The sequence below is a fragment of the Kocuria sp. CPCC 205297 genome, from assembly GCF_040981035.1.
Lineage (GTDB): Bacteria > Actinomycetota > Actinomycetes > Actinomycetales > Micrococcaceae > Kocuria > Kocuria marina.
Map to the genome: position 1 here is coordinate 84,806 of NZ_JAVKPY010000002.1, position 21,576 is coordinate 106,381.

Annotated in this window: 18 protein-coding genes and 1 pseudogene; 13 read left to right on the forward strand and 6 right to left on the reverse strand. The window is 68.5% G+C overall.

Annotated features, from left to right (window positions below):
* Window positions 1-40: 40 nt before the first annotated feature.
* From RF650_RS02020 to RF650_RS02030, 3 genes are all read right to left on the reverse strand, one after another.
* Entirely contained in the window at window positions 41-1,549 is a 1,509-nt protein-coding gene (locus tag RF650_RS02020) for an APC family permease (RefSeq protein WP_368813927.1), read from the reverse strand.
* A gap of 245 nt (window positions 1,550-1,794) precedes the next feature.
* Window positions 1,795-3,306, reverse strand: a complete 1,512-nt coding sequence (locus RF650_RS02025; protein WP_368813928.1) for a peptide MFS transporter — start codon at window positions 3,304-3,306, stop codon at window positions 1,795-1,797.
* Between the two features lie 206 nt (window positions 3,307-3,512).
* A complete protein-coding gene (locus RF650_RS02030) occupies window positions 3,513-4,343 on the reverse strand; it encodes an aldo/keto reductase (RefSeq protein ID WP_312919321.1) in 831 nt (276 codons plus the stop codon).
* A 142-nt stretch (window positions 4,344-4,485) separates the two neighbouring features.
* Between RF650_RS02030 and RF650_RS02035 the strand changes: the two genes are divergently transcribed.
* Complete coding sequence (locus RF650_RS02035) at window positions 4,486-4,824, forward strand: hypothetical protein (RefSeq protein ID WP_368813929.1); 339 nt, start codon at window positions 4,486-4,488, stop codon at window positions 4,822-4,824.
* A 78-nt stretch (window positions 4,825-4,902) separates the two neighbouring features.
* On the opposite strand, the gene RF650_RS02040 is transcribed toward RF650_RS02035, so the two are convergent.
* Window positions 4,903-5,595, reverse strand: a complete 693-nt coding sequence (locus RF650_RS02040) for a hypothetical protein (protein ID WP_368813930.1) — start codon at window positions 5,593-5,595, stop codon at window positions 4,903-4,905.
* A gap of 43 nt (window positions 5,596-5,638) precedes the next feature.
* On the opposite strand from RF650_RS02040, the gene RF650_RS02045 reads away from it, so the two are divergent.
* From RF650_RS02045 to RF650_RS02090, 10 genes and pseudogenes are all read left to right on the forward strand, one after another.
* On the forward strand, window positions 5,639-6,976 hold the full coding sequence (locus RF650_RS02045; protein WP_368813931.1) for a CynX/NimT family MFS transporter: 1,338 nt from the start codon (window positions 5,639-5,641) through the stop codon (window positions 6,974-6,976).
* A gap of 85 nt (window positions 6,977-7,061) precedes the next feature.
* Window positions 7,062-7,547, forward strand: coding sequence for a MarR family winged helix-turn-helix transcriptional regulator (locus RF650_RS02050; protein WP_368813932.1), 486 nt, complete (start codon window positions 7,062-7,064; stop codon window positions 7,545-7,547).
* A 50-nt stretch (window positions 7,548-7,597) separates the two neighbouring features.
* Window positions 7,598-9,541 carry an ABC transporter ATP-binding protein gene (locus tag RF650_RS02055; RefSeq protein WP_368814038.1) on the forward strand — a complete coding sequence of 648 codons (1,944 nt, stop codon included), beginning with the start codon at window positions 7,598-7,600 and terminating at the stop codon, window positions 9,539-9,541.
* Between the two features lie 3 nt (window positions 9,542-9,544).
* A complete protein-coding gene (locus RF650_RS02060; RefSeq protein ID WP_165489759.1) occupies window positions 9,545-10,198 on the forward strand; it encodes a DUF421 domain-containing protein in 654 nt (217 codons plus the stop codon).
* Between the two features lie 28 nt (window positions 10,199-10,226).
* Window positions 10,227-11,393, forward strand: a complete 1,167-nt coding sequence (locus RF650_RS02065; RefSeq protein WP_368813933.1) for an ABC transporter ATP-binding protein — start codon at window positions 10,227-10,229, stop codon at window positions 11,391-11,393.
* Window positions 11,390-12,193: an ABC transporter permease gene (locus RF650_RS02070; protein ID WP_368813934.1), complete on the forward strand. Its 804-nt coding sequence runs from the start codon at window positions 11,390-11,392 to the stop codon at window positions 12,191-12,193. The genes RF650_RS02065 and RF650_RS02070 overlap by 4 nt, the downstream gene beginning before the upstream one ends.
* A complete protein-coding gene (locus tag RF650_RS02075; RefSeq protein ID WP_368813935.1) occupies window positions 12,190-12,867 on the forward strand; it encodes an ABC transporter permease in 678 nt (225 codons plus the stop codon). Before RF650_RS02070 ends, RF650_RS02075 begins: the two co-directional genes overlap by 4 nt.
* Window positions 12,864-13,850: an ABC transporter substrate-binding protein gene (locus RF650_RS02080; RefSeq protein ID WP_368813936.1), complete on the forward strand. Its 987-nt coding sequence runs from the start codon at window positions 12,864-12,866 to the stop codon at window positions 13,848-13,850. The genes RF650_RS02075 and RF650_RS02080 overlap by 4 nt, the downstream gene beginning before the upstream one ends.
* A gap of 512 nt (window positions 13,851-14,362) precedes the next feature.
* Window positions 14,363-16,328, forward strand: a pseudogene (locus tag RF650_RS02085) (amylosucrase).
* A gap of 415 nt (window positions 16,329-16,743) precedes the next feature.
* A complete protein-coding gene (locus RF650_RS02090) occupies window positions 16,744-17,352 on the forward strand; it encodes a hypothetical protein (RefSeq protein WP_368813937.1) in 609 nt (202 codons plus the stop codon).
* Window positions 17,353-17,440: 88 nt separating this feature from the next.
* Here the strand turns inward: RF650_RS02090 and RF650_RS02095 are convergent, their stop codons facing one another.
* Entirely contained in the window at window positions 17,441-18,070 is a 630-nt protein-coding gene (locus RF650_RS02095; RefSeq protein ID WP_368813938.1) for a GNAT family N-acetyltransferase, read from the reverse strand.
* A gap of 162 nt (window positions 18,071-18,232) precedes the next feature.
* Between RF650_RS02095 and RF650_RS02100 the strand changes: the two genes are divergently transcribed.
* The gene (locus RF650_RS02100) at window positions 18,233-18,853 is read left to right on the forward strand and encodes a superoxide dismutase (protein ID WP_035962724.1); all 621 of its coding nucleotides are present in this window, start codon (window positions 18,233-18,235) and stop codon (window positions 18,851-18,853) included.
* Between the two features lie 179 nt (window positions 18,854-19,032).
* Window positions 19,033-20,010: a 2-hydroxyacid dehydrogenase gene (locus tag RF650_RS02105; protein WP_368813939.1), complete on the forward strand. Its 978-nt coding sequence runs from the start codon at window positions 19,033-19,035 to the stop codon at window positions 20,008-20,010.
* A gap of 96 nt (window positions 20,011-20,106) precedes the next feature.
* On the opposite strand, the gene RF650_RS02110 is transcribed toward RF650_RS02105, so the two are convergent.
* Window positions 20,107-21,570: a cysteine desulfurase family protein gene (locus tag RF650_RS02110; RefSeq protein ID WP_368813940.1), complete on the reverse strand. Its 1,464-nt coding sequence runs from the start codon at window positions 21,568-21,570 to the stop codon at window positions 20,107-20,109.
* Between the last annotated feature and the right edge of the window lie 6 nt (window positions 21,571-21,576).

Consider the following 21,576-nt stretch of genomic DNA (forward strand, 5'->3'; position numbering starts at 1 on the left):
GACGTCTCCGGGTCCGTGAGCGGGTGGGTGGGGGGTGGACTCAGCGGTCCACGTCCTCGAGGTTGGCGAGGTCCTCGGGGTGCTGGAAGCGGGTGCGGCGACCCGTGAACAGGCGGGCGTACAGGAAGTTCAGCAACCACAGGGCCAGGCCCAGGGCGATCAGGACGAGCGCGATCTGGTACTCGATGACGTCTTGCGCCCACGGCCCCAGCAGGAACGCGCACGTGATGGCGCCCAGGTAGGGCAGGACGCGCGGGGCGTGGAAGTAGTCGTGACCCTCCTGGGAGCGGTCGCGGCGCAGGATCACGGCGGCCACGTTGACCACGGTGAACACCGCGAGCAACAACAGCGCCGTGGTGCCGCCCAGTGCCGCGGCGGTGCCCTTACCCATCGCGTTGTTCACCAGGATGATGAGCACTATGCCCAGCACGGTGGTGAAGATGATCGCGGTCCAGGGGGTGCGGCGCCCGGGGAGCACCTTACCCAGGAAGCCCGGGATCACGCCCTGCCGTGCCATGCCGTAGAGCAGGCGCGAGGCCATGAGCATGTTGATCAACGCGGTGTTGGCGACTGCGAAGATGGTGAGGAACGGGTAGATGGTGTCGATCGGCAGCCCGGGGGCGCCGATGCGCACCACCTCCAGCAGCGGGGTCGTGGACTGTCCCAGTTCACCGATGGGCACGATCGCCACCGTGAACACGGACACCAGCACGTAGATCACGCCGGTGAGGCACAGGCCCAGCAGCATCACGCGCGGGAAGTTACGCGTGGGGTCCTTGGTCTCCTCGACCATGTTGACCGAGTCCTCGAAGCCCACGAAGGAGAAGAACGCGAGGGACGTGACGGCGGTCAGGGCCAGGAACATGCCCTTGTCGTCGGAGGTCTCGAAGATCACCGTGCGGCTGAAGTCCGCGTTGCCCTGGGCCGCGGCCCAGAACCCGACCAGGATCACGATCAGCAGGCCGGTGAGTTCGATGCACGTGAGCACCACGTTGAGCTTGACCGATTCGGACACCCCGCGCAGGTTGATCAGCGCGAGGATCGCCAGGAAGGCCACGGCCACGATGGTGATCCCCAGCGGGCCCACGTCCAGGTGGAAACCCTTGGCGAAATTGGAGGCCACGGTGCTGGATGCCGTAGCGGCGGAGGTCAGTCCCGAGCAGAGCACGGCGAACGTCACCAGGAACGTGAGGAAGTGGATCCCGAACGCCTTGTGCGTGTAGAGCGCCGCACCCGAGGCCCCGGGGTACTTGGTCACGAGTTCCAGATAGGAGAACGCGGTGATCGTGGCCACCACGAACGCGATGAGAATGGGTGCCCACGCGGCACCGCCGATCTCACCGGCGATGTTGCCGGTCAGCGCGTAGACGCCCGTGCCCAGGATGTCGCCCACGATGAACAGGAGCAACAGTCCCGGACCCATGACCCGCTTCAGCTCATGCCCGCCCCCCGAGGATGCGGGTGTCCCGGCGGCGCCGGATGCGCCCGGTGTCCGGCTGTTCGCCGTGGATGCCGGGGTGGCACCCTTCGACGCTGGTGAATCGCTCATGGTTTCCTCCGCGGATCGGCCTCGTGCAGCCGCTGACTGGCACCCGTTTCCGATGACATGGATGTGACCCGCGGCTCATGCGTACAGGTAACCCTAAAGGATGCGGTCCGGGTGGTGGGAGCACCGGAGGACCCGGCGCGGCGAGCCGCGCCGGGGAAGGGCGCGGGCGGCGTCGTCGTCCGGTACGACGACGCGCCCCGCACCCGCCGCTGCGGGTACGGGGCGCGCGCCCACGGAAGGGGATCTCAGCGGATGCCGCGCATGAGCCGCAGGATGGGCTTGGCGGCGAGCAGCATGATGATGCCGAGCACGATGGTGATCGCGCCCATGGTGCCGAAGTAACCGACCTCGTTCTCGCGGGAGTAGAAGCTCGCGAGGGAACCGGACAGGGCGGTACCGAGGGCCACCGCGAGGTTGTTCAGGGCCACCATCTGCACCGGGAACTTGCGCGGGGCGAGTTTGGTGGACAAGGACAACCCCACGGGGGAGAGGAACAGCTCACCCATGGTCGCGAAGAACAGGACCAGGACAATCCACCCCACGAAGACGGAGGCAGTGTTCGCCTGCGTGATGAACAGCAGGAACGCCACGCCGATCGCCAGCAGAGCCACACCGAACTTCACGGGGGTGCTGGGCTGACGCGCACCGAGCTTGGTCCACATGGCCGCGAACACCATGCCGAACAGGATGATGAACACCGGGTTGATGGACTGCACCCAGGAGGGCGGGAACTCGTAGCCCAGGAAGTTCAGTTTCAGGCGGGTGTCCGCGTAGATGGCGAGCACCGTGAACTGCTGCTGGAACAGGGCGAAGAATGCCGCGGTGGCGATGAACATGGGGATGAAAGCCAGGACCCGGGAGTGTTCCTCCGGGGAGAGGTCCTTGTCCCGCAGCATGATCGTGAACAATAGGATGGTCGCCACCAGCACCACGAGGACCACGGCGTCGGCCAGGTTGCCCGGGTTGAGGAGGCCCGTGAACAACAGCACCAGGATGATCACGACGGCGGCCACGGCGATGCCGATCCACGTGCCGTACTGCGAACGCGGCAGGGGGTTGGCCACGGTGTGCACGCTGGCGGGCAGGCCCTTGCGGGTGAGGACGTACTGGATCAGGCCGATCGCCATGAAGAAGGCGGCCAGGCCGAAGCCGAAGTGGAAGCCCCACGTGTTCCAGGCGAAGCCGGTCAGCAGGGGGCCCAGGAAGCCGCCGATGTTCACGCCCATGTAGTAAATGGAGAAGCCGGCGTCACGGCGGGGGTCCGCACGGTCGTAGAGGGTTCCCACGAGGTTCACGCACGTGGTCTTGAGGCCACCGGAACCCATGGCGATGCACAGCAGGCCGATGGTCAGGCCGAGAACGCTCGGAATCAGGGCCAGGGCGATGTGGCCCGCCATGATGAGCGCCGCCGAGGCGAGCATGGTGCGCTCGGAGCCCAGCAGTCGGTCCGCGATCCAGCCGCCCAGGATGGAGCACAGGTACACCGTGCCGCCGTAGGCACCCACGATCCCGGCGGCCACGCCCTTGTCGATGCCCAGACCGCCGTCCGAGACGGCGTAGTACATGTAGTACAGGACCAGGGCCTGCATGCCGTAGAAGGAGAAGCGCTCCCACATCTCCACCGAGAAGAGGTTGGCCAGCATTCCGGGCTGGCCGAAGAAGGTTTTCCTGCCCGCAGGGTTGTGCGGGTCGATGGCTGGCTGGGGTGTGGCCGCCGCGGTGTGCGCGCGGCTGCCATCCGGGCTGTTCTGACTCATAACAGTCCATGATGCACCCCGGGGCTGGGTGCCCGGGCCTGCGACGCACCACGGGAACGGCCCCGGGTCCTCCTGTCAGAGTCCCGGGGCCATTGCTCCGCGCCGAACGGCGTGGTCAGCGCGTCAGGCGTGAGCGCCGGACGGGGGCGCCGACGGCGCCGCGTCACCTCGGGTGGGCGGCGGCTGGGCCGTGGGCGGTCACCCGGTCAGTCGTTGAAGTCAGCCGGGTCCGAGCCCAGTCGACCGTCCTCGCGGGTGAGGCCGTTGATCTCCTCGATCTCCTCCGTTGTGAGGGTGACCTGCTGGGCGTCCCAGTTCTGCTGGATGCGCTCCGGGGTTACGGACTTGGGGAACACCACGTTGCCCAGGGCCAGGTGCCACGCGATGATGACCTGCGCGGGGGTGGCGTCGTGGGCGCGGGCGATCTCACCGATGGTCTCGTCCTGCAGCTCCGCCTTGCCCTGGCCCAGCGGGGACCACGCCTCTGTGAGAATGCCGTTGCGGGCACCCATCTCGCGCATGTGCTGCTGGTTGAAGGAGGGGTGCAGCTCGATCTGGTGCACGGCGGGGACCACCCCGGTGTCCACGACGTCCTGCAGGGCCTTCTCCGTGAAGTTGGAGACGCCGATGGAGCGTGCCTTGCCGGAGTCCTTGATCTCCTGGAACGCCTTCCAGGTCTCCAGGTACTTGCCCTTTTTCGGCTGCGACCAGTGGATGAGGTAGAGGTCCACGTAGTCCAGGCCGAGGCGTTCGAGGGACGCGTCGATGGCCTGGAGGGCGGAGTCGTGGCCCTGGTTGTCGTTCCACAGCTTGGTGGTCACGAAGAGCTCCTCGCGGGGGATGCCGCTCTTGGCGATCGCGCGACCCACGCCCTCCTCGTTGCCGTAGATCTCGGCGGTGTCGATGTGGCGGAAGCCCACCTGCAGGGCCTTGGCCACCACGTCCTCTGCAACATCGGACTCCACCTGCCACACGCCGAAGCCGAGCTGCGGGATGGAGTGGCCGTCGTTGAGCTGAAGTGTTTGGTTCTTGGACATCCTGGTGGATCCTTTCTGCGACAACTACTCCCAGTGAACTGCTGCGCCGCGGATCTGACAAGCCGTTAAGTTCTCGGTGAAGTCCCTGGCCGGGGCCGGATCCCGCGCGGGGCGCGGGGGGAAACATGATCAAATAGGGGACATGAAGTTCAACTTCCGGCGCGTCAAATCCCCCGCTTACCTCACGTCCGTGGGTCTCCTACTCATCGGTCTGCTGTTCGCCCTGGCCTCGGTGGCCGTGGCCGCCTGGATCTTCTTCCTCCTGGGTATCGCCCTGAACGTGGTGACACTGAGCGTCACGGACGTTCCCGATTCCTCGTCCCGCGCCCGCGGTGCCGGCACCCGGGTGGTCGTGGAGCCCGAGGCGGACACCGAGCAGCACGCGGCGGTCCCGCCCGCCGGATCATCTCCCGCGGGTTCGTCGTCCCTGCGCCGGGACGAGGAGTGGGTCCGGGACGCACACGAGGGTTCCCGCCAATGACCCTGCCCCGGCAGTGTGCCGTCGTTCCGCAGCACCGGAGCTGATGACGACGGCGCGGTATGGGACCCTGCCCCGCGGTCAGTTCATGGCTGCGGCACGGTAGATCTGCTGCACCGTCAGTTCGGGCAACCGGGTTTCGATCCCCACCGTGTTCTCCGGATCCGAGCGCAGGTAGCGCACCGGCCCGTGCGATCCCACGGTGAGCTTCTCGGCGTCAGCCAGTACGTAGACCGCGTCCAGCACGGCGGTGAACGCCGGGCCCTGCGTGGGGTTCACGCGCAGGGTGAGGTGGGCGGTCACGGTGTCCGAGACGCCGTTCTCGTCGAAGGGGGACTCCACGTCCAGCTCGCGTACGATGCCCACACCGTGGCCGATCACCCCCGGCAGTCGTACGGACAGGTGGCGCTGGGCCCTCGCGAAGCTGCGCCGCAGCACGGACACCCAGGACAGTGCGGCCAGGACGAGCACCACCGCGATGACCCCGAGCCACAACCCGTTGCGGGTGTCCGTGTACCGGATGGCGCTGAGCACCACCACGAGCGCGGAGACCAGGGGGATCACCAGCAGAAGGGACGTGGCCCACTTCTCGCGCAGGGTGGGCTTGGCGGAGAGATCGGGATCGGCCCCCGGGGCCCCGGTGCCGGTACCCGCGGAACCGGTCCCTGCGGCGTCGCCCGACCCGGGTGCGCGGCCCAACTGACGCATGGCGGCGGCGTCGAACCCGCGGTCGTCAACGTTCACGGGCGCGGGCCAGGTGTCGTGGGAGTCCATGCCTCCCATTATGGTGGCATGGACGTCCAGGAGAGGTGGCCCCGTGCCCGCAGTCGATCCACGCCCCGAGCGTTCTGTGTCCGCCCGTGCGCCCCGCGCGGGACTGCTGCTGGTCGGCGTGCTCCTGCTCGGGGCCAACCTGCGGGCGGGGATCACCGCGGTGGGCCCGGTGCTGCCGCAGATCGAACACGAGGTGGGATTGAGCGCGTCGCAGGCGTCGCTGCTCGTGAGCCTGCCGGTCGTGGCGTTCGCCGTGATCTCCCCCTTCGCGCCGCGACTCGCGGAGGCATTCCGGCTCGAACGGGTCCTGGGTCTCGCCCTCGTGGTCCTCGCGGCGGGCATCGTGGTCCGCTCGATTCCCGGGCCCGGGCTGATCTGGGTGGGCACGGGACTGCTGGGCGCGGCGATCGCGGTGCTCAACGTGCTCATCCCGTCCCTGATCAAACGTGACTGGCCGCACCGGATCGGCCCCATGACGGGTGTGTACCAAGCGGTCACGGCGCTGACCGCGGCGCTCGCCTCCGGTGTGGTGGTCCCCATCGCGGACGTCGTCCCGTCCGGCTGGCGGTTCGCGCTCGGGATCTGGGTGGCCGTGGCGATCATCGGCGTGGCCGTCTTCCTGCCGTGGATCCTGGGGGTGGCCTCCCGGGTGGGCTCGGGCACTGCCGCTCCCCGGGCTGCGGCCCCCAGCCCGGCGGCCCCCGATGCGACGGGGCCTGGTTCGCCGACTCCGGGTTCAGGAGCGGACGACGACGCCGCACCGGCGGTTCCCCCGGCCGTCACCGCGTCCGTTGCACGTTCCCGGGCCCGGCTCCCGCTGGGCTCCGCCCTGGCCTGGCAGGTGACCGTGTACATGGGGCTGCAGTCCACCGTCTACTACACGATGGTCACGTGGCTGCCGACGATCCAGATCTCCGACGGCGCTACCCCGGTCCAGGCCGGGTGGTACCACTTCGCGTTCCAGGCGTGCGGACTCGTGGGGACTCTCTTCGCCGGGTTCATGATCCCCCGGCTCCGGGAGCAGTCCGGTCTGGGTGCGGTGTTCGCTGCCTCAGCGGTGATCGGTCTGCTGGGTCTGCTGTTCGTCCCCTCCCTGTCCCTGTTGTGGGCGCTGTTCATCGGGTTCTGCACCGGCGGGGCGATCGTGCTGGCCATGGCCCTGTTCGGGCTGCGCACCACGGACTACCACCGGGCTGCGGCCCTGTCCTCCATGGCGCAGAGCGTGGGGTATCTCTTCGCCGCGCTCGGCCCCGTGATGATCGGGTTGTTGAAGGACGCTTCCGGATCCTGGACCGCACCGCTGCTCGTGATGGTCGGGGTGGCCGTGGCACAGGGCGTGTTCATCGCCCTCGCGGGGCGGCGTCGCACGCTGGGTGCCTGAGCGGTCGGCGTGGGGCGGGGTCACCCAGGTCCTTAGATACCCGAAATATTTGCTACGTCAATATATGCTCACTACACTCGTGAGTATGGAAGAGACCAAGTGGCTGTCAGAGGACGAGCGGGAAGCGTGGCTCGCGCTCGTCTCCATCATGTTCCGCCTGCCGGGTGCCGTGGAGGGGCAGTTGCGCAGCGAGGAGGACATGTCACTCGCGGAATACCTGGTGCTCGCCATGCTGTCCGAAGCCCCGGACCACCGGCACAAGATGTCCGCTCTGGCCACGGCCACGAACACGTCCCAGTCCCGGCTCTCGCGAATCGTCGCGCGGATGGAGAAAGACGGGCTGGTCACTCGCGCGGGCCGTCAGGATGACCGCCGCGTGGTGATCGCGGAGATCACCCCCGCGGGACTCGAACGTTTGCGTGAGGCTGCTCCGGCCCACGTGCGTCATGTGCGGGAAATCGTCTTCGACCGACTGGCTCCCGAGCAGGTGGGCCAACTCAGTGAGATCGGCCGCGCCCTCAACCGCGGCTCCAATACCCGCGGTGCCATGGGGCTGGACGGCCCCGCGTGATTCCCTGACCCGGGAATACAATTGCGAGCGTGAGTATGCAGAGCGCCCACATGGCCATGTGGCGGACCATGAAGGGGCAGGAGAACAAGGGCCGCAAGATCAGCGGTGAAACCGTGCGACGCATCATCACGTTCGCGCGTCCCCACCGCCACGCGATCCTGGCGTTCGTCCTGGTGTCGGTGGCCCTGGCCGTTCTGGGTGTGGTCACGCCCGTACTGGCCGGGCGGGTGGTCAATGCGATCACCGGCGGGCACGACGTCTCCGTGGTGGTGTGGCTCGCGGTGGCCATCGCGGCGGTAGCCATCACGGACGCTGGACTGTCCCTGCTGAACAGGTGGCAGTCCTCACGGATCGGTGAAGGGCTCATCTATGATCTGCGCACCGCCGTGTACGACCACGTGCAGACCATGCCGCTCGCCTTCTTCACCCGCACGCGCACCGGGGCTCTCGTGTCCCGGCTGAACACGGACGTGATCGGCGCGCAGCGCGCGTTCGCCGGGACCCTGTCGGGTGTGGTGTCCAACGTGGTGTCCCTGGTGCTGACCGTAGGGGTCATGGTCACCATCTCGTGGCAGGTCACCGCGCTGTCCCTGCTGCTGTTGCCCATCTTCCTGATCCCCGCCCGGGCCATGGGTGGCCGGTTGGCCGCGTTGCAGCGTCGCTCCGCCCGATACAACGCCCAGATGTCCACGCGGATGACCGAGCGGTTCTCCGCCGGTGGCGCCACCCTGGTCAAGCTCTACAGCGATCCCGCACAGGAATCGCGGGAGTTCGCCGCCCGCGCGAACGACGTCCGGGGAATCGGGATCCGCGCGACCATGTTGCAGACCACGTTCGTCACCGCCCTGACCCTGGTCTCCGCCCTCGCACTGGCGCTCGTGTACGGCGTGGGCGGAGCGCAGGCCCTTCTGGGCCACCTGGACGCGGGATCGGTCGTGGCCCTGGGCATGCTTCTGACCAGGTTGTATACCCCATTGACCATGTTGGCGAACGCCCACATGGACATCATGAGCGCGGTGGTCAGCTTCGAGCGCGTGTTCGAGGTCCTGGACATCAAGCCTCTCATCACCGAGAGCCCCGAGGCGCGTGCCCTGCCCGAGGGGCCCGTGGCCGTGGAGTTCGATCACGTGCGCTTCTCCTACCCCTCTGCGGACAAGGTCTCGCTCGCGTCCCTCGAGGACGTGGCCGTCCTGGATTCGCGCGGCGGCGAGGAAGTCCTGCACGACATCGACTTCCGGGCGGAACCCGGCCACACCGTGGCTCTTGTGGGGTCCTCCGGGGCCGGGAAGTCCACGATCGCGCAGTTGGTCGCGCGGTTGTACGACGTCGACTCGGGCGCGGTCCGGCTCGGCGGCCAAGACGTGCGGGACACGACCTTTGAATCCCTGCGCCGCTCCGTGGGAATGGTCATGCAGGACGGGCACTTGTTCCACGACACGATCCGCGCGAACCTCGGTGTGGCCCGGGAGGGGGTCACGGACGCCGAGCTGTGGAACGCCCTGGAGCGCGCTCGGTTGCGGCACGTGATCGAATCCCTCCCGGACGGTCTGGACACCGTGGTGGGGGAGCGTGGCTACCGGCTCTCGGGTGGCGAGCGCCAGCGCCTCACGATCGCTCGCTTGCTGTTGGCCCAACCCCGCGTGGTGATCCTGGACGAGGCGACCTCCGCCCTGGACTCCACGAACGAGGCCTACGTGCAGGCGGCACTCGACGAGGCGATGTCCGGGCGCACCGCCGTGGTCATCGCGCACCGGCTGTCCACGATCCGCCAGGCGGACCAGATCCTCGTGATCGAGGCCGGCCGAATCGTGGAGCGCGGTTCCCACGAGGAACTGCTCGCACGCGCTGGCCGCTACGCGGAGCTGCACGCCACGCAGTTCGCGGCGGGCCGCAATGACGACGCCGCTACCCAGCTCGATGACGCCGCCCGGCCCAAGGAAGGCGCCGGGCCGGCGTCGTCGGCGTCGCTGGAACGCGGCACGGGCCGGGGCTGAGGCATGCCGTCCTGGGAGGGTCTGGGTGCCGAACTGGGGATCACGTCCGCCCATGCGATCGTGGTGGTGCTCTCCGCGGTGGGGATCTACGTGGCATTCCTCGTCTTTGTGCGGATCTTCGGCCAGCGGGTGCTCACGGCCATGTCCACGTTCGACGTGGTGATCACTGTGATGCTGGGTGCCGTGGCGGGGCGCGTGATCCTGGGGCACCCGCCGACACTCATGAGCGGTGTGCTGGGACTGGGCACCCTGTTCTTGCTGGAAGTGGTGTTCGGCCACCTGGGCACGCGGGCTCGGTGGCAGCGCGTGTTCAATTCACCCGCCCGCCTGCTCATGATCGGTGACCGCGTGGACGAGCACGCCCTGCGTCGCGCCCACATCACGCATTCCGAACTCAACGGGGCACTGCGTCGGGCGGGGGTGCGCTCCTACCGCGAGGTGGCGTGCGTGCTGCACGAACCCGGGGGCGGGATCAGTGTGCTGCGCCGGGGGGTTCCCATCGACCGCCGGATCCTCGCGGACGTGGCCGGGGCGGACCGGATCCCGGAGGAGTTCCTGACCGAGGACGCAGGGGGGAACACCACGCGGCTCCACCGGGTGAACCGTCACGAATCTGGAAATGGTCCGCTCACCGATGGTTTTGCGCCGTTAGGATGAAACCACGGCTACGAAGGGATACGGCCCCATGACCGATCTGGCGATCCGCTACCGCGGGGTGAGCAAAGTCTATTCGGACGGTACGGCCGCGGTGGATAACTTGGACCTGGACGTTCCCGCGGGTTCCCTCACGGTGTTCGTGGGCCCATCCGGCTGCGGCAAGACCACGTCCCTGCGGATGCTCAACCGCATGGTGGAGCCCTCCTCGGGGACGGTGGAGGTCAACGGTCAGGACGTCGCGAGCATCCCGGCCGCCAAGCTGCGCCGCTCCATGGGGTACGTGATGCAGCAATCGGGTCTGCTGCCCCACAAGACCGTGGAGGACAACATCGCCACGGTCCCCCGGCTGAACGGGGTGTCCAAACGGGAGTCCCGCGCGCACGCCCGGCAGTTGCTGGGCTCGGTGGGATTGGACGAGTCCGTGGCCACCCGGTACCCGGCGCAGTTGTCCGGAGGTCAGCAACAACGCGTGGGCGTGGCACGTGCGCTGGCCTCGGATCCGCCCATCCTGCTCATGGACGAACCGTTCTCCGCCGTGGACCCCGTGGTGCGCCAGGACCTGCAGAGCGAATTGTTGGACCTGCAGAAGCGGTTGCACCGCACCATCATCTTCGTGACCCACGACATCGACGAGGCGATCCTGCTGGGCAACCGCGTGGCCGTGTTCGCGCGCGGGGGCAGGCTCGCGCAGTACGCGACCCCGGAGGAACTGCTGCGAGCCCCCGCGGACGACTTCGTCGCGGACTTCATCGGCCGTGACCGCGGGTTCCGTTCGCTGAGCTTCGACAACGCCTCCGTGGCACTGCAGCCCGTCACGGTCCTGGTCGTGGACACCGGCGAGCGCTTCCTGGTGGGCCCCGGCAGCGAGGACCCCGCGCCGTGGCAGGCGGCGGGGGCGGTGTCGCCGTCGGACTGGGTGCTCGCGGTGGACGAGCGCCGCCACCCGCTGGGCTGGCTGCCCGTGACGGCGTCCGGAGAACCGGCCGCGCGCGAGGAACTGCGTGTGGGAGGGACCCTGTGGCACGACGGCGGGTCGTTGCGCACCGCGCTCGACGCCGCCCTGTCCTCCCCGTCCGGGCAGGCCGTGGCCGTGCACCGCGACGGCTCCGTGGCGGGCGTAGTGCCCGGCGAAGACGTGATGCGTACGATCGAAGAGCAGCGCTCGGCGCGCTACGACAGGTCGGAACGCTCGTGAACTGGCTGTCGAACAACTGGTCCACGGTCCTGGACCTCGCCGGCGCGCATCTGATCCAGTCCATCGTGCCCGTGGTCGTGGGCCTGCTGGTCAGCGTCCCGCTTGCGCGGTTGGCCACGAGCAGACGCTGGTTGCGCCCGGTGTTCGTCACGGGCTCGTCACTGCTGTACACGATCCCCTCGCTGACCCTGTTCGTGGTCCTGCCGCTGATCCTGGGCACGGGTATCACGTCCGTGGTCAACGTGATTGTGGCGCTGACCCTGTACGTGATCGCAATCCTGGTGCGCTCGTGCGTGGACGCGTTCGAGTCCCTGGACCGAGATGTCCTCCAGGCCGCCACCTCGCTGGGGTACAAACCCGTGCGCCGCTTCTTCGGGGTGGAACTGCCGCTGGCGGTGCCCGTGATGATCGCGGGGCTGCGCGTGGCCACGGTCTCCAACATCTCCATGGTCTCCGTGGGCGCCGTGATCGGCATCCAGTCCCTGGGCACCCTGTTCACGGACGGGCTGCGCCGCTCAATCGTCTCGGAGATCGTGGTGGGCATCGTGGCCACCGTGCTGATCGCGATCGTGCTGGATCAGCTCTTGCGTCTACTCGGCCATGTCCTGACCCGCTGGCAGCGTACGGGGACCACGACGGCGCGCGAGCGGCGTCGTGCCGGCGCGGCGCGGCACGACAGCGCTAACGGCCGAGTCGACCGACCCGGGGGCGGGGGCCCCGAGGGCCGCGATTCCGTGGCCGGTGCGCCCGGCGGCGCGGGCGCCGTCGCCGCGGTGGAAGCCCGGGGTGATTGCGCGTGAACCTGTTCTCGGAAGCCGCGCAGTTCCTGACCGACCCCGCCAACTGGAGCGGAGCCACCGGGATCCCGCAGCGTTTGCTCGAACACGTGGGCTACAGCGTGCTGACCATGGGGATCGCGCTCGCGATCGCCGTGCCCCTGGGCCTGTGGGTGGGCCACACACGCCGCGGCGGCGGCGTGATCGTGGGCCTGGCCGGCGCATTGCGCTCGCTGCCCACCCTGGGTCTGCTGAGCCTGTTCACGCTGCTCATGGGGCTGGGGCTCATGCCCCCCATCCTGGCGCTCGTGCTGCTGGCCATCCCGCCCATCCTTTCGGGCACGTACTCGGGGGTCGCCGCGGTCTCCCCGGCGCTCGTGGACGCCGCTCGTTCCATGGGCATGACCGAGGGTCAGGTACTCACGCGCGTGGAGATCCCCGTGGCGCTGCCGGTGATCCTGGGCGGGATCCGTAACGCCGCGTTGCAGGTGCTCGCGACCGTGACCATCGTGGCGTACATCAACCTGGGCGGTCTGGGCCGCTATCTGATCGACGGGCTCGCGGTGCGCGACTACGCGCGCATGCTCGCGTCCGTGGTACTCGTGGCCGTGCTCGCACTGGCCGCGGATGCAGTACTCACTCTCGTACAACGCCTGGTGACGTCGCCGGGCCTCAGACTGGCAGGAGATCGACCATGACACCGTCCCCCTCTACGCAGCGCACGCGCGCTGCGCGCCGCGCCCTCCGCCCCGCCGCGTGGGCGGCCATGACCGCCACGGCCGTGTTCGCCCTCACCGCGTGTGGCGGCGGTTCCGACCCGCTCGCGGAGAACTCGGGCGACGCCGCCTCAGGCGGCTCCTCGGACGCCGTCACCGTGGGCTCTGCGGATTTCCCCGAGTCGCAGGTCATCGCCGAGCTCTACGCCGGGGTGCTGCGGGACGCGGGCGTCACGGTGGAGACCAAGCCGGGCATCGGCGCGCGCGAGGCCTACGTGGGTGCCGTCAAGGACGGTTCCGTGGACGTGGTCCCGGACTACTCCGGGAACCTGTTGCTCTTCGCGGACAAGGACGCCACCGCGGCCTCCGCCGAGGACATCATGAAGGCACTGCCTTCCGCGTTGGAGGGCCAGCAGCTCTCGGTGCTCGACCCCTCCCGCGCGGAGAACAAGGACGCCCTGGTGGTCACACAGGCCACCGCGGAGAAGTACGGTCTGACGTCCATCGAGGACCTCTCCTCGGTGTGCGGGGACCTGATCATGGCTGGCCCGCCGGAGTTCCAGGAACGCGCCTACGGCGTGGACGGGTTGAAGCAGAAGTACGACTGCTCCTTCAAATCCTTCCAGCCCATCAACGACGGCGGCGGCCCCCTCACCGTGCAGGCCCTGACCCAGGACGACGCCCAGGTGGCGGACATCTTCACCACCACCCCGGCCATCCAGGACCAGCACCTCACGGTGCTCGAGGACCCCAAGAACAACTTCATCGCCCAGCAGGTGCTCCCGCTCACCGCCCCGGACCGCTTGCCGCAGAACGCGGTGGACGCGCTGAACGAGTTCTCCACCAAGCTGACCACCCAGGACCTGATCGACCTCAACCGCAAGGTTAGCGGGGACCAGCAGCAGAACCCCGCGGAGGCCGCCAAGCAGTGGCTCTCCGACCACGGGTACGAGAAGGCCTCCTGATCCGCGACACCCGCAGCGACGTCGGCCGACGAACCGCCGTCAGGGTCACCTGGTGACGTCCGGAATCCACCCCACGGGGTGGGAGCGCCCGGTGCTCCCCGCATGGGGAAGCACCGGGCGTTCGTCATGTTCCGTTCATCCGCGTCCGGCCGAGCGCGTTCTCCACGGCCGTGTGCGCGGTTCTGCACAGGCTTGTCCACACCCGCTGGCGATTCGCGTCATATCGCTCTGACCTGGGGTTTCAGAGGTATCGCCCCACGTGGCTCACCCGGGAACGCGCCATGGTTTCCACACTTGTGGATAACTCTGTGCACAACCTGTGGGGTGAATACGGGGCGCGGGGACGAGTCACGCGGACGTCACCTGAGCGCCGAGTGCAACCGCGCCCGTATCCTGGACGAAACCGGCCCGCGGGAACGCGGAGGCGGTCGATCCGAGCTCGGCATCAAGGGGGATCCCGGGCACCATGACTCCCCACGCACGTGACGTGCGTCAACCGAGGAGGCATTCCCGTGCTGTCCGAACCCTCGATCCCCCGGGACACCACCGATCGCGAACACGTACTCGAATCGGTGCGGGAGCATCTCGCGCTGGATACGCGCGCGACCCCCGAGGAACGCACCGTCTTCCTTGGTCGGCTCAGCCGTCAGCTGGACCGTCTGATCACCTCCTTGCACGCGGTCTACGGACCCGGGCTCGGTATCTGGGACACCGTGACCCGCGCCGTCCTCACCGCGTGGGAGGCCTATGTGCAGCGCCCCCGGGACCTCAAGGACCTGGACCGCCGCCGCGAGGACCAACTGCCGTGGTTCACGTCCCGGGAGGCCGTGGGCGGGGTGTGTTACGTGGACCGCTACGGCGGGGACCTCGCGGGGATCCGGGAGAAGATCCCGTACTTCGAAGAACTCGGGCTGACCTACCTGCACCTCATGCCCCTCTACGAGAGCCCCGCCGGCAACTCGGACGGGGGGGTACGCGGTGTCCTCCTACCGCCGGGTGGACCCGGAGCTGGGGACCATGGCGGAGCTCGCGGACCTGGCGGCCGAACTGCGGGCCCAGGGGATCGCCCTGGTGCTGGACTTCGTGTTCAACCACACCTCCAACGAGCATGAGTGGGCCCGGGCCGCGGCCGCCGGGGACCCGTTCTACGAACGCTTCTACTGGATGTACTCGGAGCGCACCGTGCCGGACGAGTTCGAGCGCACCGCGCGGGAGATCTTCCCGGACGACCACCCCGGGGTGTTCACGCGCGTGGACAGCACGCCGGCGGGACGGGACGCGAGCCCCTACGACCCGGATCCCCGGTGGGTATGGACCACGTTCCACCGCTTCCAGTGGGACCTCAACTACTCCAACCCACACGTCTTCCACGCCATGGCCGCGGAAATGCTGTTCCTGGCCAACCAGGGGGCCCAGGTGCTGCGCCTGGACGCCGTGGCGTTCATCTGGAAGCAACTCGGCACCTCGTGCGAGTCCCAGCCACAGGTCCACGATCTGCTGCGCGCGTTCAACGCCGTGACGGCCCTGGCCGCCCCGGCCGTGGAGTTCAAGTCGGAGGCGATCGTCCACCCGGACGAGGTCATCCGCTACGTCCACCCGGACCAGTGTGCGCTGTCCTACAACCCCCTGCAGATGGCCCTCACATGGGAGGCCATGGCCACCCGGGATGTCTCCCTGCTCTCCGCCGCGCTCACCGAACGTCACGAGACGCCAGCGGGCACCGCGTGGGTCAACTACGTGCGCGGCCATGACGACATCGGGTGGACGTTCTCCGACGACGACGCCGCTCGCCTGGGTGTCGATGGCCACGACCACCGTCGCTTCCTTAACGCCTTCTACACCGGGCGCCACCCCGGTAGCTTCGCGCACGGCGTGGCGTTCCAGGGCAACCCCCGCACGGGCGATTGCCGGATCTGCGGCACCACCGCGTCCCTGTTGGGTCTGGAGACCGAGCCGGGTCCGGCCGTGGACCGGATCCTGCTGGCGCATTCGCTGGCCATGAGCACCGGCGGAGTCCCCCTGCTTTACCTGGGTGACGAGGTGGGTCAGCGCAACGACGTCCATTGGGACGAAAACCCGGACGCCGCGGACGACGCCCGCTGGGTCCATCGCCCGCGCTACCCCCGCGACGACTACGAACGCCGCCACGACCTGTTCTCAGTGCAGGGGCGGATCTTCGGCGGGATCCGGGGGATGATCTCGGTGCGCCGTGCCACCCCGGAGTTCGAGGGCACCGCGCTCATCCCGTTCATCACGCACAACCGCCATGTCCTGGGCTATCAGCGTCCCGGCGAGCACAGCGTGGTGCTGTGCCTGGCGAACTTCAGCGACTGGCCCCAGTTCGTCACGGGTGAGACGCTGAGCGGTTTCCTGCCCTCGGCGACCATGCTGCACGAGAACGAGCGGGTGGACCTGCGCGGGGGGATCCTGGTGGAGGCTCACGGTTTTCGGTGGCTGCGCGTGATTCCCACCTCCTGACACCGCGGAAATCACAGCGTCACATAACTGCCCCCTAAAAGGGGGTAACTCAACGCAGATAAGCGGACAGTGAGCGTTATCCACAACGCTTCTCCACAGGAGTGGATAAGTCACATGACTGTCATTCGACCCGGTTGGCCAGATGCTTGTTCGGTATTTACCCTGGTCATGCGTCATTTCCTGCCGTTACCGCGCCCGCCCAGGGTGTGTGCGTCGAAACTGTGTTCGAATTGTGCACAGACTTTTCCACCCCTGTGGATAACTTTTCTCCACCTCTTGTGGACGCGTCACACTTCCCCCGGCGGAGTGACGGCTTGTCGTCTTTGCATCAGACTGAGCGTCGTAAGTTACTCGCGTGTAGTTGGTGTTCGGTGGGACGAACGCCATGGGGGGAAGCACGCACCAAGGGGGAAACATGTCTGTTCGCATCTCCGAGGTCGATTCCACCGACCACGGATTCTCGCTACTCGTGGAGCAGGACGTGGCGGTCACCGCCCAGGAGTTCGATCTGGCCCTGGGCAGGCCCAGGGGGATGGGCCGATGGTTCGGGATCCACGTCACGTGGCCCACGTCCCTGGACAATCAACTGCACGTGGGCTCGGCAATCGAGTTCGACGCCCCGGTGGGGCCGTTCACGTTCGACTACGTCATGATCGTCGCGGACCGCGTGCCCGGTGAATCGCTCATGCTGCGCACCACCAAGGGGTTCGCGGACGTGATCATGGAGTACGCGTGGCAGCCCACGAGCTCGGGGGTGACCGTCCAGCTGCGCGCGGATTTCCGACTGCGCGGGGGGTTGTGGTGGAAGCGCCCGTGGGCCCGGATGATGGCCCATCGCCGACTTGCCCAGGGGCTGGAACGGATGCGGCGGGATCTGGCCGCGGGGCAGCCGGGGGAGCTGGCGACGTCGTCGACCGAGCATCCCTCTCGCGGCACCGGCCACGGCGTGCGGGCTGCTGCCCACGGCAGGCACGCGGGAACGCACCACAAGGCCACGGGGCGGCGTCGCGCGCAACGCGCGTGAACCGCTCGAAACGCGCTTACTACTGAGAGCTGCGCGGACGCCACCGGGACCAAGGGGGGGGCGTCCCGCGGCGCGCGTGGGCACCGGATTACGGGCTGAGGCGGCGCTCCATGCGCATGACCGTGACCCGGTAATCCAACCGGGGGACGGCGAAATCCACGGCACCGCGGGGCGTGTAGCCCAGACCTGTGTAGAAACGCTTGAGCACCGGGTTGTCGTCATCGCAGTCCAGGCGGGAGACGCTCCGTCCGGACTCGACGATCACCCGTTCTGCGGTGCGGATCAGACGGGCACCCGTGCCGGTGCCCGCGAGCGAGCGGTCCACCGCGACCCCGTGGGTGTAACCGGCGGGCTCCGGCTGCTCGCCCCAGATCTCAGGATCCGCCCAGATCACACGGGTGCTCGCCAGGATCAGGCCGGGCTGCACCGGGGATTCCATGACCCACCACTCGCCGCGGTCGATTTCGCGGCGCACCTCGGCGGGGTCGAACTCGCCCTCGCGCCACTGGTCGATGCCCCGGCCCTGCAACCACCGCGCCAGACGGTCCCGCAGGTTCACGATGCCCTGCGCGTGCACAGCCTGCGCGCGCGCGATCTCGAGGCCCGCAGGGTCGCCCTCGCCGGTTCGGGCCGCCGACGGCGTGTGGGCGCTCGCGGTGGCGCCGCCGGAACCGGTCGCGGTCGCGGTGACCTCCAGGGCGGTATCAAGGGTGGACATGGGCCCGAGGATAGGTCACGGCCCGGGCGGCAACGCACCGGTTGTGACGGAAGATGACGGGCTCCGTGAAACATACGCTAGTGGCTGAACGTCCTTGACCCGCCGAACCGCAGCGACGGACAGTTGAAGCATCACGCACCCGCAAAGGAAGGATGATTCACCGTGGCTGAAAAGTTCACTCTCCCCGATCTTCCCTACGACTACGCAGCGCTCGAGCCGCACATCTCGGCCCAGATCATGCAGCTGCACCACGACAAGCACCACAACACCTACGTGACCGGTGCCAACACCGCGCTCGAGAAGATGGAGGAGGCCCGCGCCAACGGCGACGCCGCCGGTGCCGCCAAGCTCTCCAAGGACCTCCAGTTCAACCTGGGCGGCCACATTAACCACTCCATCTTCTGGAAGAACCTCTCCCCGGAGGGTGGCGACAAGCCCGAGGGTGAGCTCGCCGCGGCGATCGACAACTTCTTCGGTTCCTTCGACGCCTTCCGCGACCAGTTCACCGCGGTGGCCACCACCATCCAGGGCTCCGGCTGGGCCATCCTGGCGTACGAGCCCATCGCCGGCAACCTGGTGATTGAGCAAATGTACGACCAGCAGAACGGTGTGCCCGTGGCCACCATCCCGCTGCTGCAGCTGGACATGTGGGAGCACGCCTTCTACCTGGACTACCAGAACGTGAAGGCCGACTACGTCAAGGCGTTCTGGAACATCGTCAACTGGGCGGACGTGGCCGAGCGCTTCGAGAAGGCTCGCGGCGGCGCCAAGTCCCTCATCTGATCCGAATGTGAAGTCCGCACCCCACGGGGTGCCTCGGAACCCCGCACGGCAGTTCTCGTGGCCGCGCGGGGTTTCGTGTTCCTCCGGGCGGCCGCCGCCGACGCCGCTCCCCACCTCCCAAGCCCGCCCGCCCGGTCCGTGCCGCATGAGTCGGTGCGTGTCGTACCCGAGGAGAGTTCATGAAGACACCGCGTTTCCTGGTCACCCGTGAGATCCCCGAACCGGGGCCGTCCATCCTGGAGGACGCGGGCGACGTCGAGATCCGGGACGGGATGAGCGCGGACGAACTGCGCGAGGCAGTGACCGGTGGCGAGTACGACGTGGTGGTCTCGCAGGTCTCCGACCGGTTCAACTCAGAGCTGCTGAGCGAGGCGCGGATCCGGGGGATCGCGAACTACGCGGTGGGGTACAACAACATCGACGTCGCGGCGGCCGCCGAACACGGGATCGCCGTGGGAAACACTCCGGACGTCCTCAATGACGCGACCGCCAACACCGCCATGTTGCTCCTGCTCGGCGCCGCGCGGCGTGCCCACGAGGCCGCCGAGTACCTGCGGGACGGGAAGTTCACGGGGATCGGACCCAAACTGCTGGTTGGTCAGGACGTCACCGGGGCCACCCTGGGGATTGCGGGCATGGGCAGGATCGGCAAGGCCGTGGCCCGCAGGGCACTGGGTTTCGACATGACGGTGATCTTCACGCAGCGCCCGCCCGAGGACCGCGCGGTCTCCGACGACGAGCTGGACGACCTGGCCGGGCGGGTGCGCCAGGTGCCGTGGGACGAACTGGTCGAGACGAGTGACTACCTCTCGCTGCACGTCCCGCTCACCGAGGACACCACGCACCTGGTCGACGCGGACGTGTTGCGGCGGATGAAGTCCACCGCGGTGCTCGTGAACACCGCCCGCGGCCCCGTGGTTGATGAAAATGCATTGGTTTCGGCGCTGCGGGATGGGGAGATCTTCGCGGCCGGTCTGGACGTGTTCGAGAACGAACCCGAGCTCGCGGACGGGCTGGCCGATCTGCCCAACGCGTTCTTGCTGCCGCACGTGGGCTCCGCAGAAGTGAGCTCACGGGCGGGGATGGCTCGCAAGGCCGCGGAGAACGCCGTGGCCATGGCCCGCGGTGAGAAGCCGCCGTACGAGGTGACGCCGTAGCGTCCCGCCCCCTCGGGGCGTCGCGCGGAGCGTGAACTCACCACGAGCGGCCCTGCGTCACGCCGACATCGGTGTGGCCGCGGGTGGGAACACCGGTCAAAGTGCGTGCTCGCCGCGGAGGTGGGCAATCACTTGCGCGGTGGCGCGGACGGCGCTGTCCACGTGGGCCTCGGTCGTCTCGCGGCCCAGGCTGAACCGCACCGACGTGGTGGCGAGCTCCGCGGGGATCCCCAGGGCCGTGAGCACGTGGGAGGGCTCGCTGGAACCGGCCGCGCACGCCGAGCCCGAGGACACGAGCACCCCCCGGTTCTGGAGGTCCACCAGGACGGTTTCGCCATTGACGCCCGGGAAGCAGAAGGACGCATTGGTCGGTAGTCGCGTGATCCCGTTCCGTCCCGACGTCGCTCCGATGGTTGCTGTCGCACGGCCGGCCGGCGGGATGAGGCCGTCGGAGGTGATCGAGGCTGGCGGGTCGACGGAAACGGCCGGTTCCGCGGACGCAGCCGGGCCGTCCGGAGTGGCCGGGGTGGCACCGCCATTGCCGAGGCCGCCCACAACGTTCCGAGGATCCTGGCCGGTCAGGATTGCGTCTGGTACGGAGTTCAAGATGCCCGAGATCAGTCGGTCACGCAGGGCTGTCGAGCGGGCCGCGTAGGCCACCCGTTCTCGCTCGGCCAGCTCCAGCGCCACCGCCAGGCTCACGGCGCCGGCCACGGTGGAGGTTCCTGAACGGCGCCCGCGCTCGTGACCGCCGCCGTTCAGCAGCGGGCGCAGCGGGGTGCCGCGCTTGAGCCACAGCAGGCCGATCCCTGGCGGCGTGCCGATCTTGTGTCCCGCCAGCGTCAGCGCGGCCACTCCCAGGTCTTCGACGTTCAGCGGCAGAGTGCCGGTCGCTTGCACGGCGTCCGTGTGCAGTGGAACCCCGTACTCCGCCGCGATCTCCGCCAGGGCGCGGATGTCCTGGACGGTCCCCACCTCGTTGTTGGCGAGCATCACCGACGCCACGGCCACGGTGGTCGGATCGGAGGCGCTGCTGCTCCCGGGAGGGGCATGGGAGGCGACGCCGCGGGAAGGGGCGGCACGGTCGGGGAGGGTGCGAGCGGCGTCGTCGGACACGAGGGCGGCGCGGAAGGTGTCGGGGGAGAGCGCACCGGAGGGATCGACGGGCAGTTCGAGCGTCTCGAAACCGTCGTGCCGGGCGAGTGCGCGGGCGGATTCCAGGACGGCGTCGTGCTCGATGGCGCTGACCAGCACGCGGTGACGCGAAGGCTGCCGCTCCCGGCGGGCCAGGGCGATGCCCTTGACCGCCAGGTTGTCCGCCTCGGTACCGCCGGAGGTGAAGATGATCTCACCCGGGCGGGCCCCGAGGACCGCGGCAACGCGCTGGCGGGCGTCCTCGAGGGCGCGGGCGGCGCGCTGGCCGCGCTCGTGATGACTGGACGCGTTACCGAACCCGCCGGTCAACCACGGCCACATGGCCTCGAGCACTTCGCGGCGCGGGGCGGTGGTCGCCGCGTGATCCAGGTAGATCATGATGTGACCTCTCGTGATGACGGACATGTCGTG

Excerpts from the sequence above, each read along its gene's own strand:
- RF650_RS02080 (WP_368813936.1), top strand. The coding sequence starts at position 12,864 with ATGACACCGTCCCCCTCTACGCAGCGCACGCGCGCTGCGCGCCGCGCC.
- RF650_RS02025 (WP_368813928.1), bottom strand. The coding sequence starts at position 3,306 with ATGAGTCAGAACAGCCCGGATGGCAGCCGCGCGCACACCGCGGCGGCC.
- RF650_RS02095 (WP_368813938.1), bottom strand. The coding sequence starts at position 18,070 with ATGTCCACCCTTGATACCGCCCTGGAGGTCACCGCGACCGCGACCGGT.
- RF650_RS02035 (WP_368813929.1), top strand. The coding sequence starts at position 4,486 with ATGAAGTTCAACTTCCGGCGCGTCAAATCCCCCGCTTACCTCACGTCC.
- RF650_RS02055 (WP_368814038.1), top strand. The coding sequence starts at position 7,598 with ATGGCCATGTGGCGGACCATGAAGGGGCAGGAGAACAAGGGCCGCAAG.
- RF650_RS02065 (WP_368813933.1), top strand. The coding sequence starts at position 10,227 with ATGACCGATCTGGCGATCCGCTACCGCGGGGTGAGCAAAGTCTATTCG.
- RF650_RS02110 (WP_368813940.1), bottom strand. The coding sequence starts at position 21,570 with ATGTCCGTCATCACGAGAGGTCACATCATGATCTACCTGGATCACGCG.
- RF650_RS02060 (WP_165489759.1), top strand. The coding sequence starts at position 9,545 with ATGCCGTCCTGGGAGGGTCTGGGTGCCGAACTGGGGATCACGTCCGCC.
- RF650_RS02040 (WP_368813930.1), bottom strand. The coding sequence starts at position 5,595 with ATGGACTCCCACGACACCTGGCCCGCGCCCGTGAACGTTGACGACCGC.
- RF650_RS02050 (WP_368813932.1), top strand. The coding sequence starts at position 7,062 with ATGGAAGAGACCAAGTGGCTGTCAGAGGACGAGCGGGAAGCGTGGCTC.
- RF650_RS02030 (WP_312919321.1), bottom strand. The coding sequence starts at position 4,343 with ATGTCCAAGAACCAAACACTTCAGCTCAACGACGGCCACTCCATCCCG.
- RF650_RS02090 (WP_368813937.1), top strand. The coding sequence starts at position 16,744 with ATGTCTGTTCGCATCTCCGAGGTCGATTCCACCGACCACGGATTCTCG.
- RF650_RS02020 (WP_368813927.1), bottom strand. The coding sequence starts at position 1,549 with ATGAGCGATTCACCAGCGTCGAAGGGTGCCACCCCGGCATCCACGGCG.
- RF650_RS02105 (WP_368813939.1), top strand. The coding sequence starts at position 19,033 with ATGAAGACACCGCGTTTCCTGGTCACCCGTGAGATCCCCGAACCGGGG.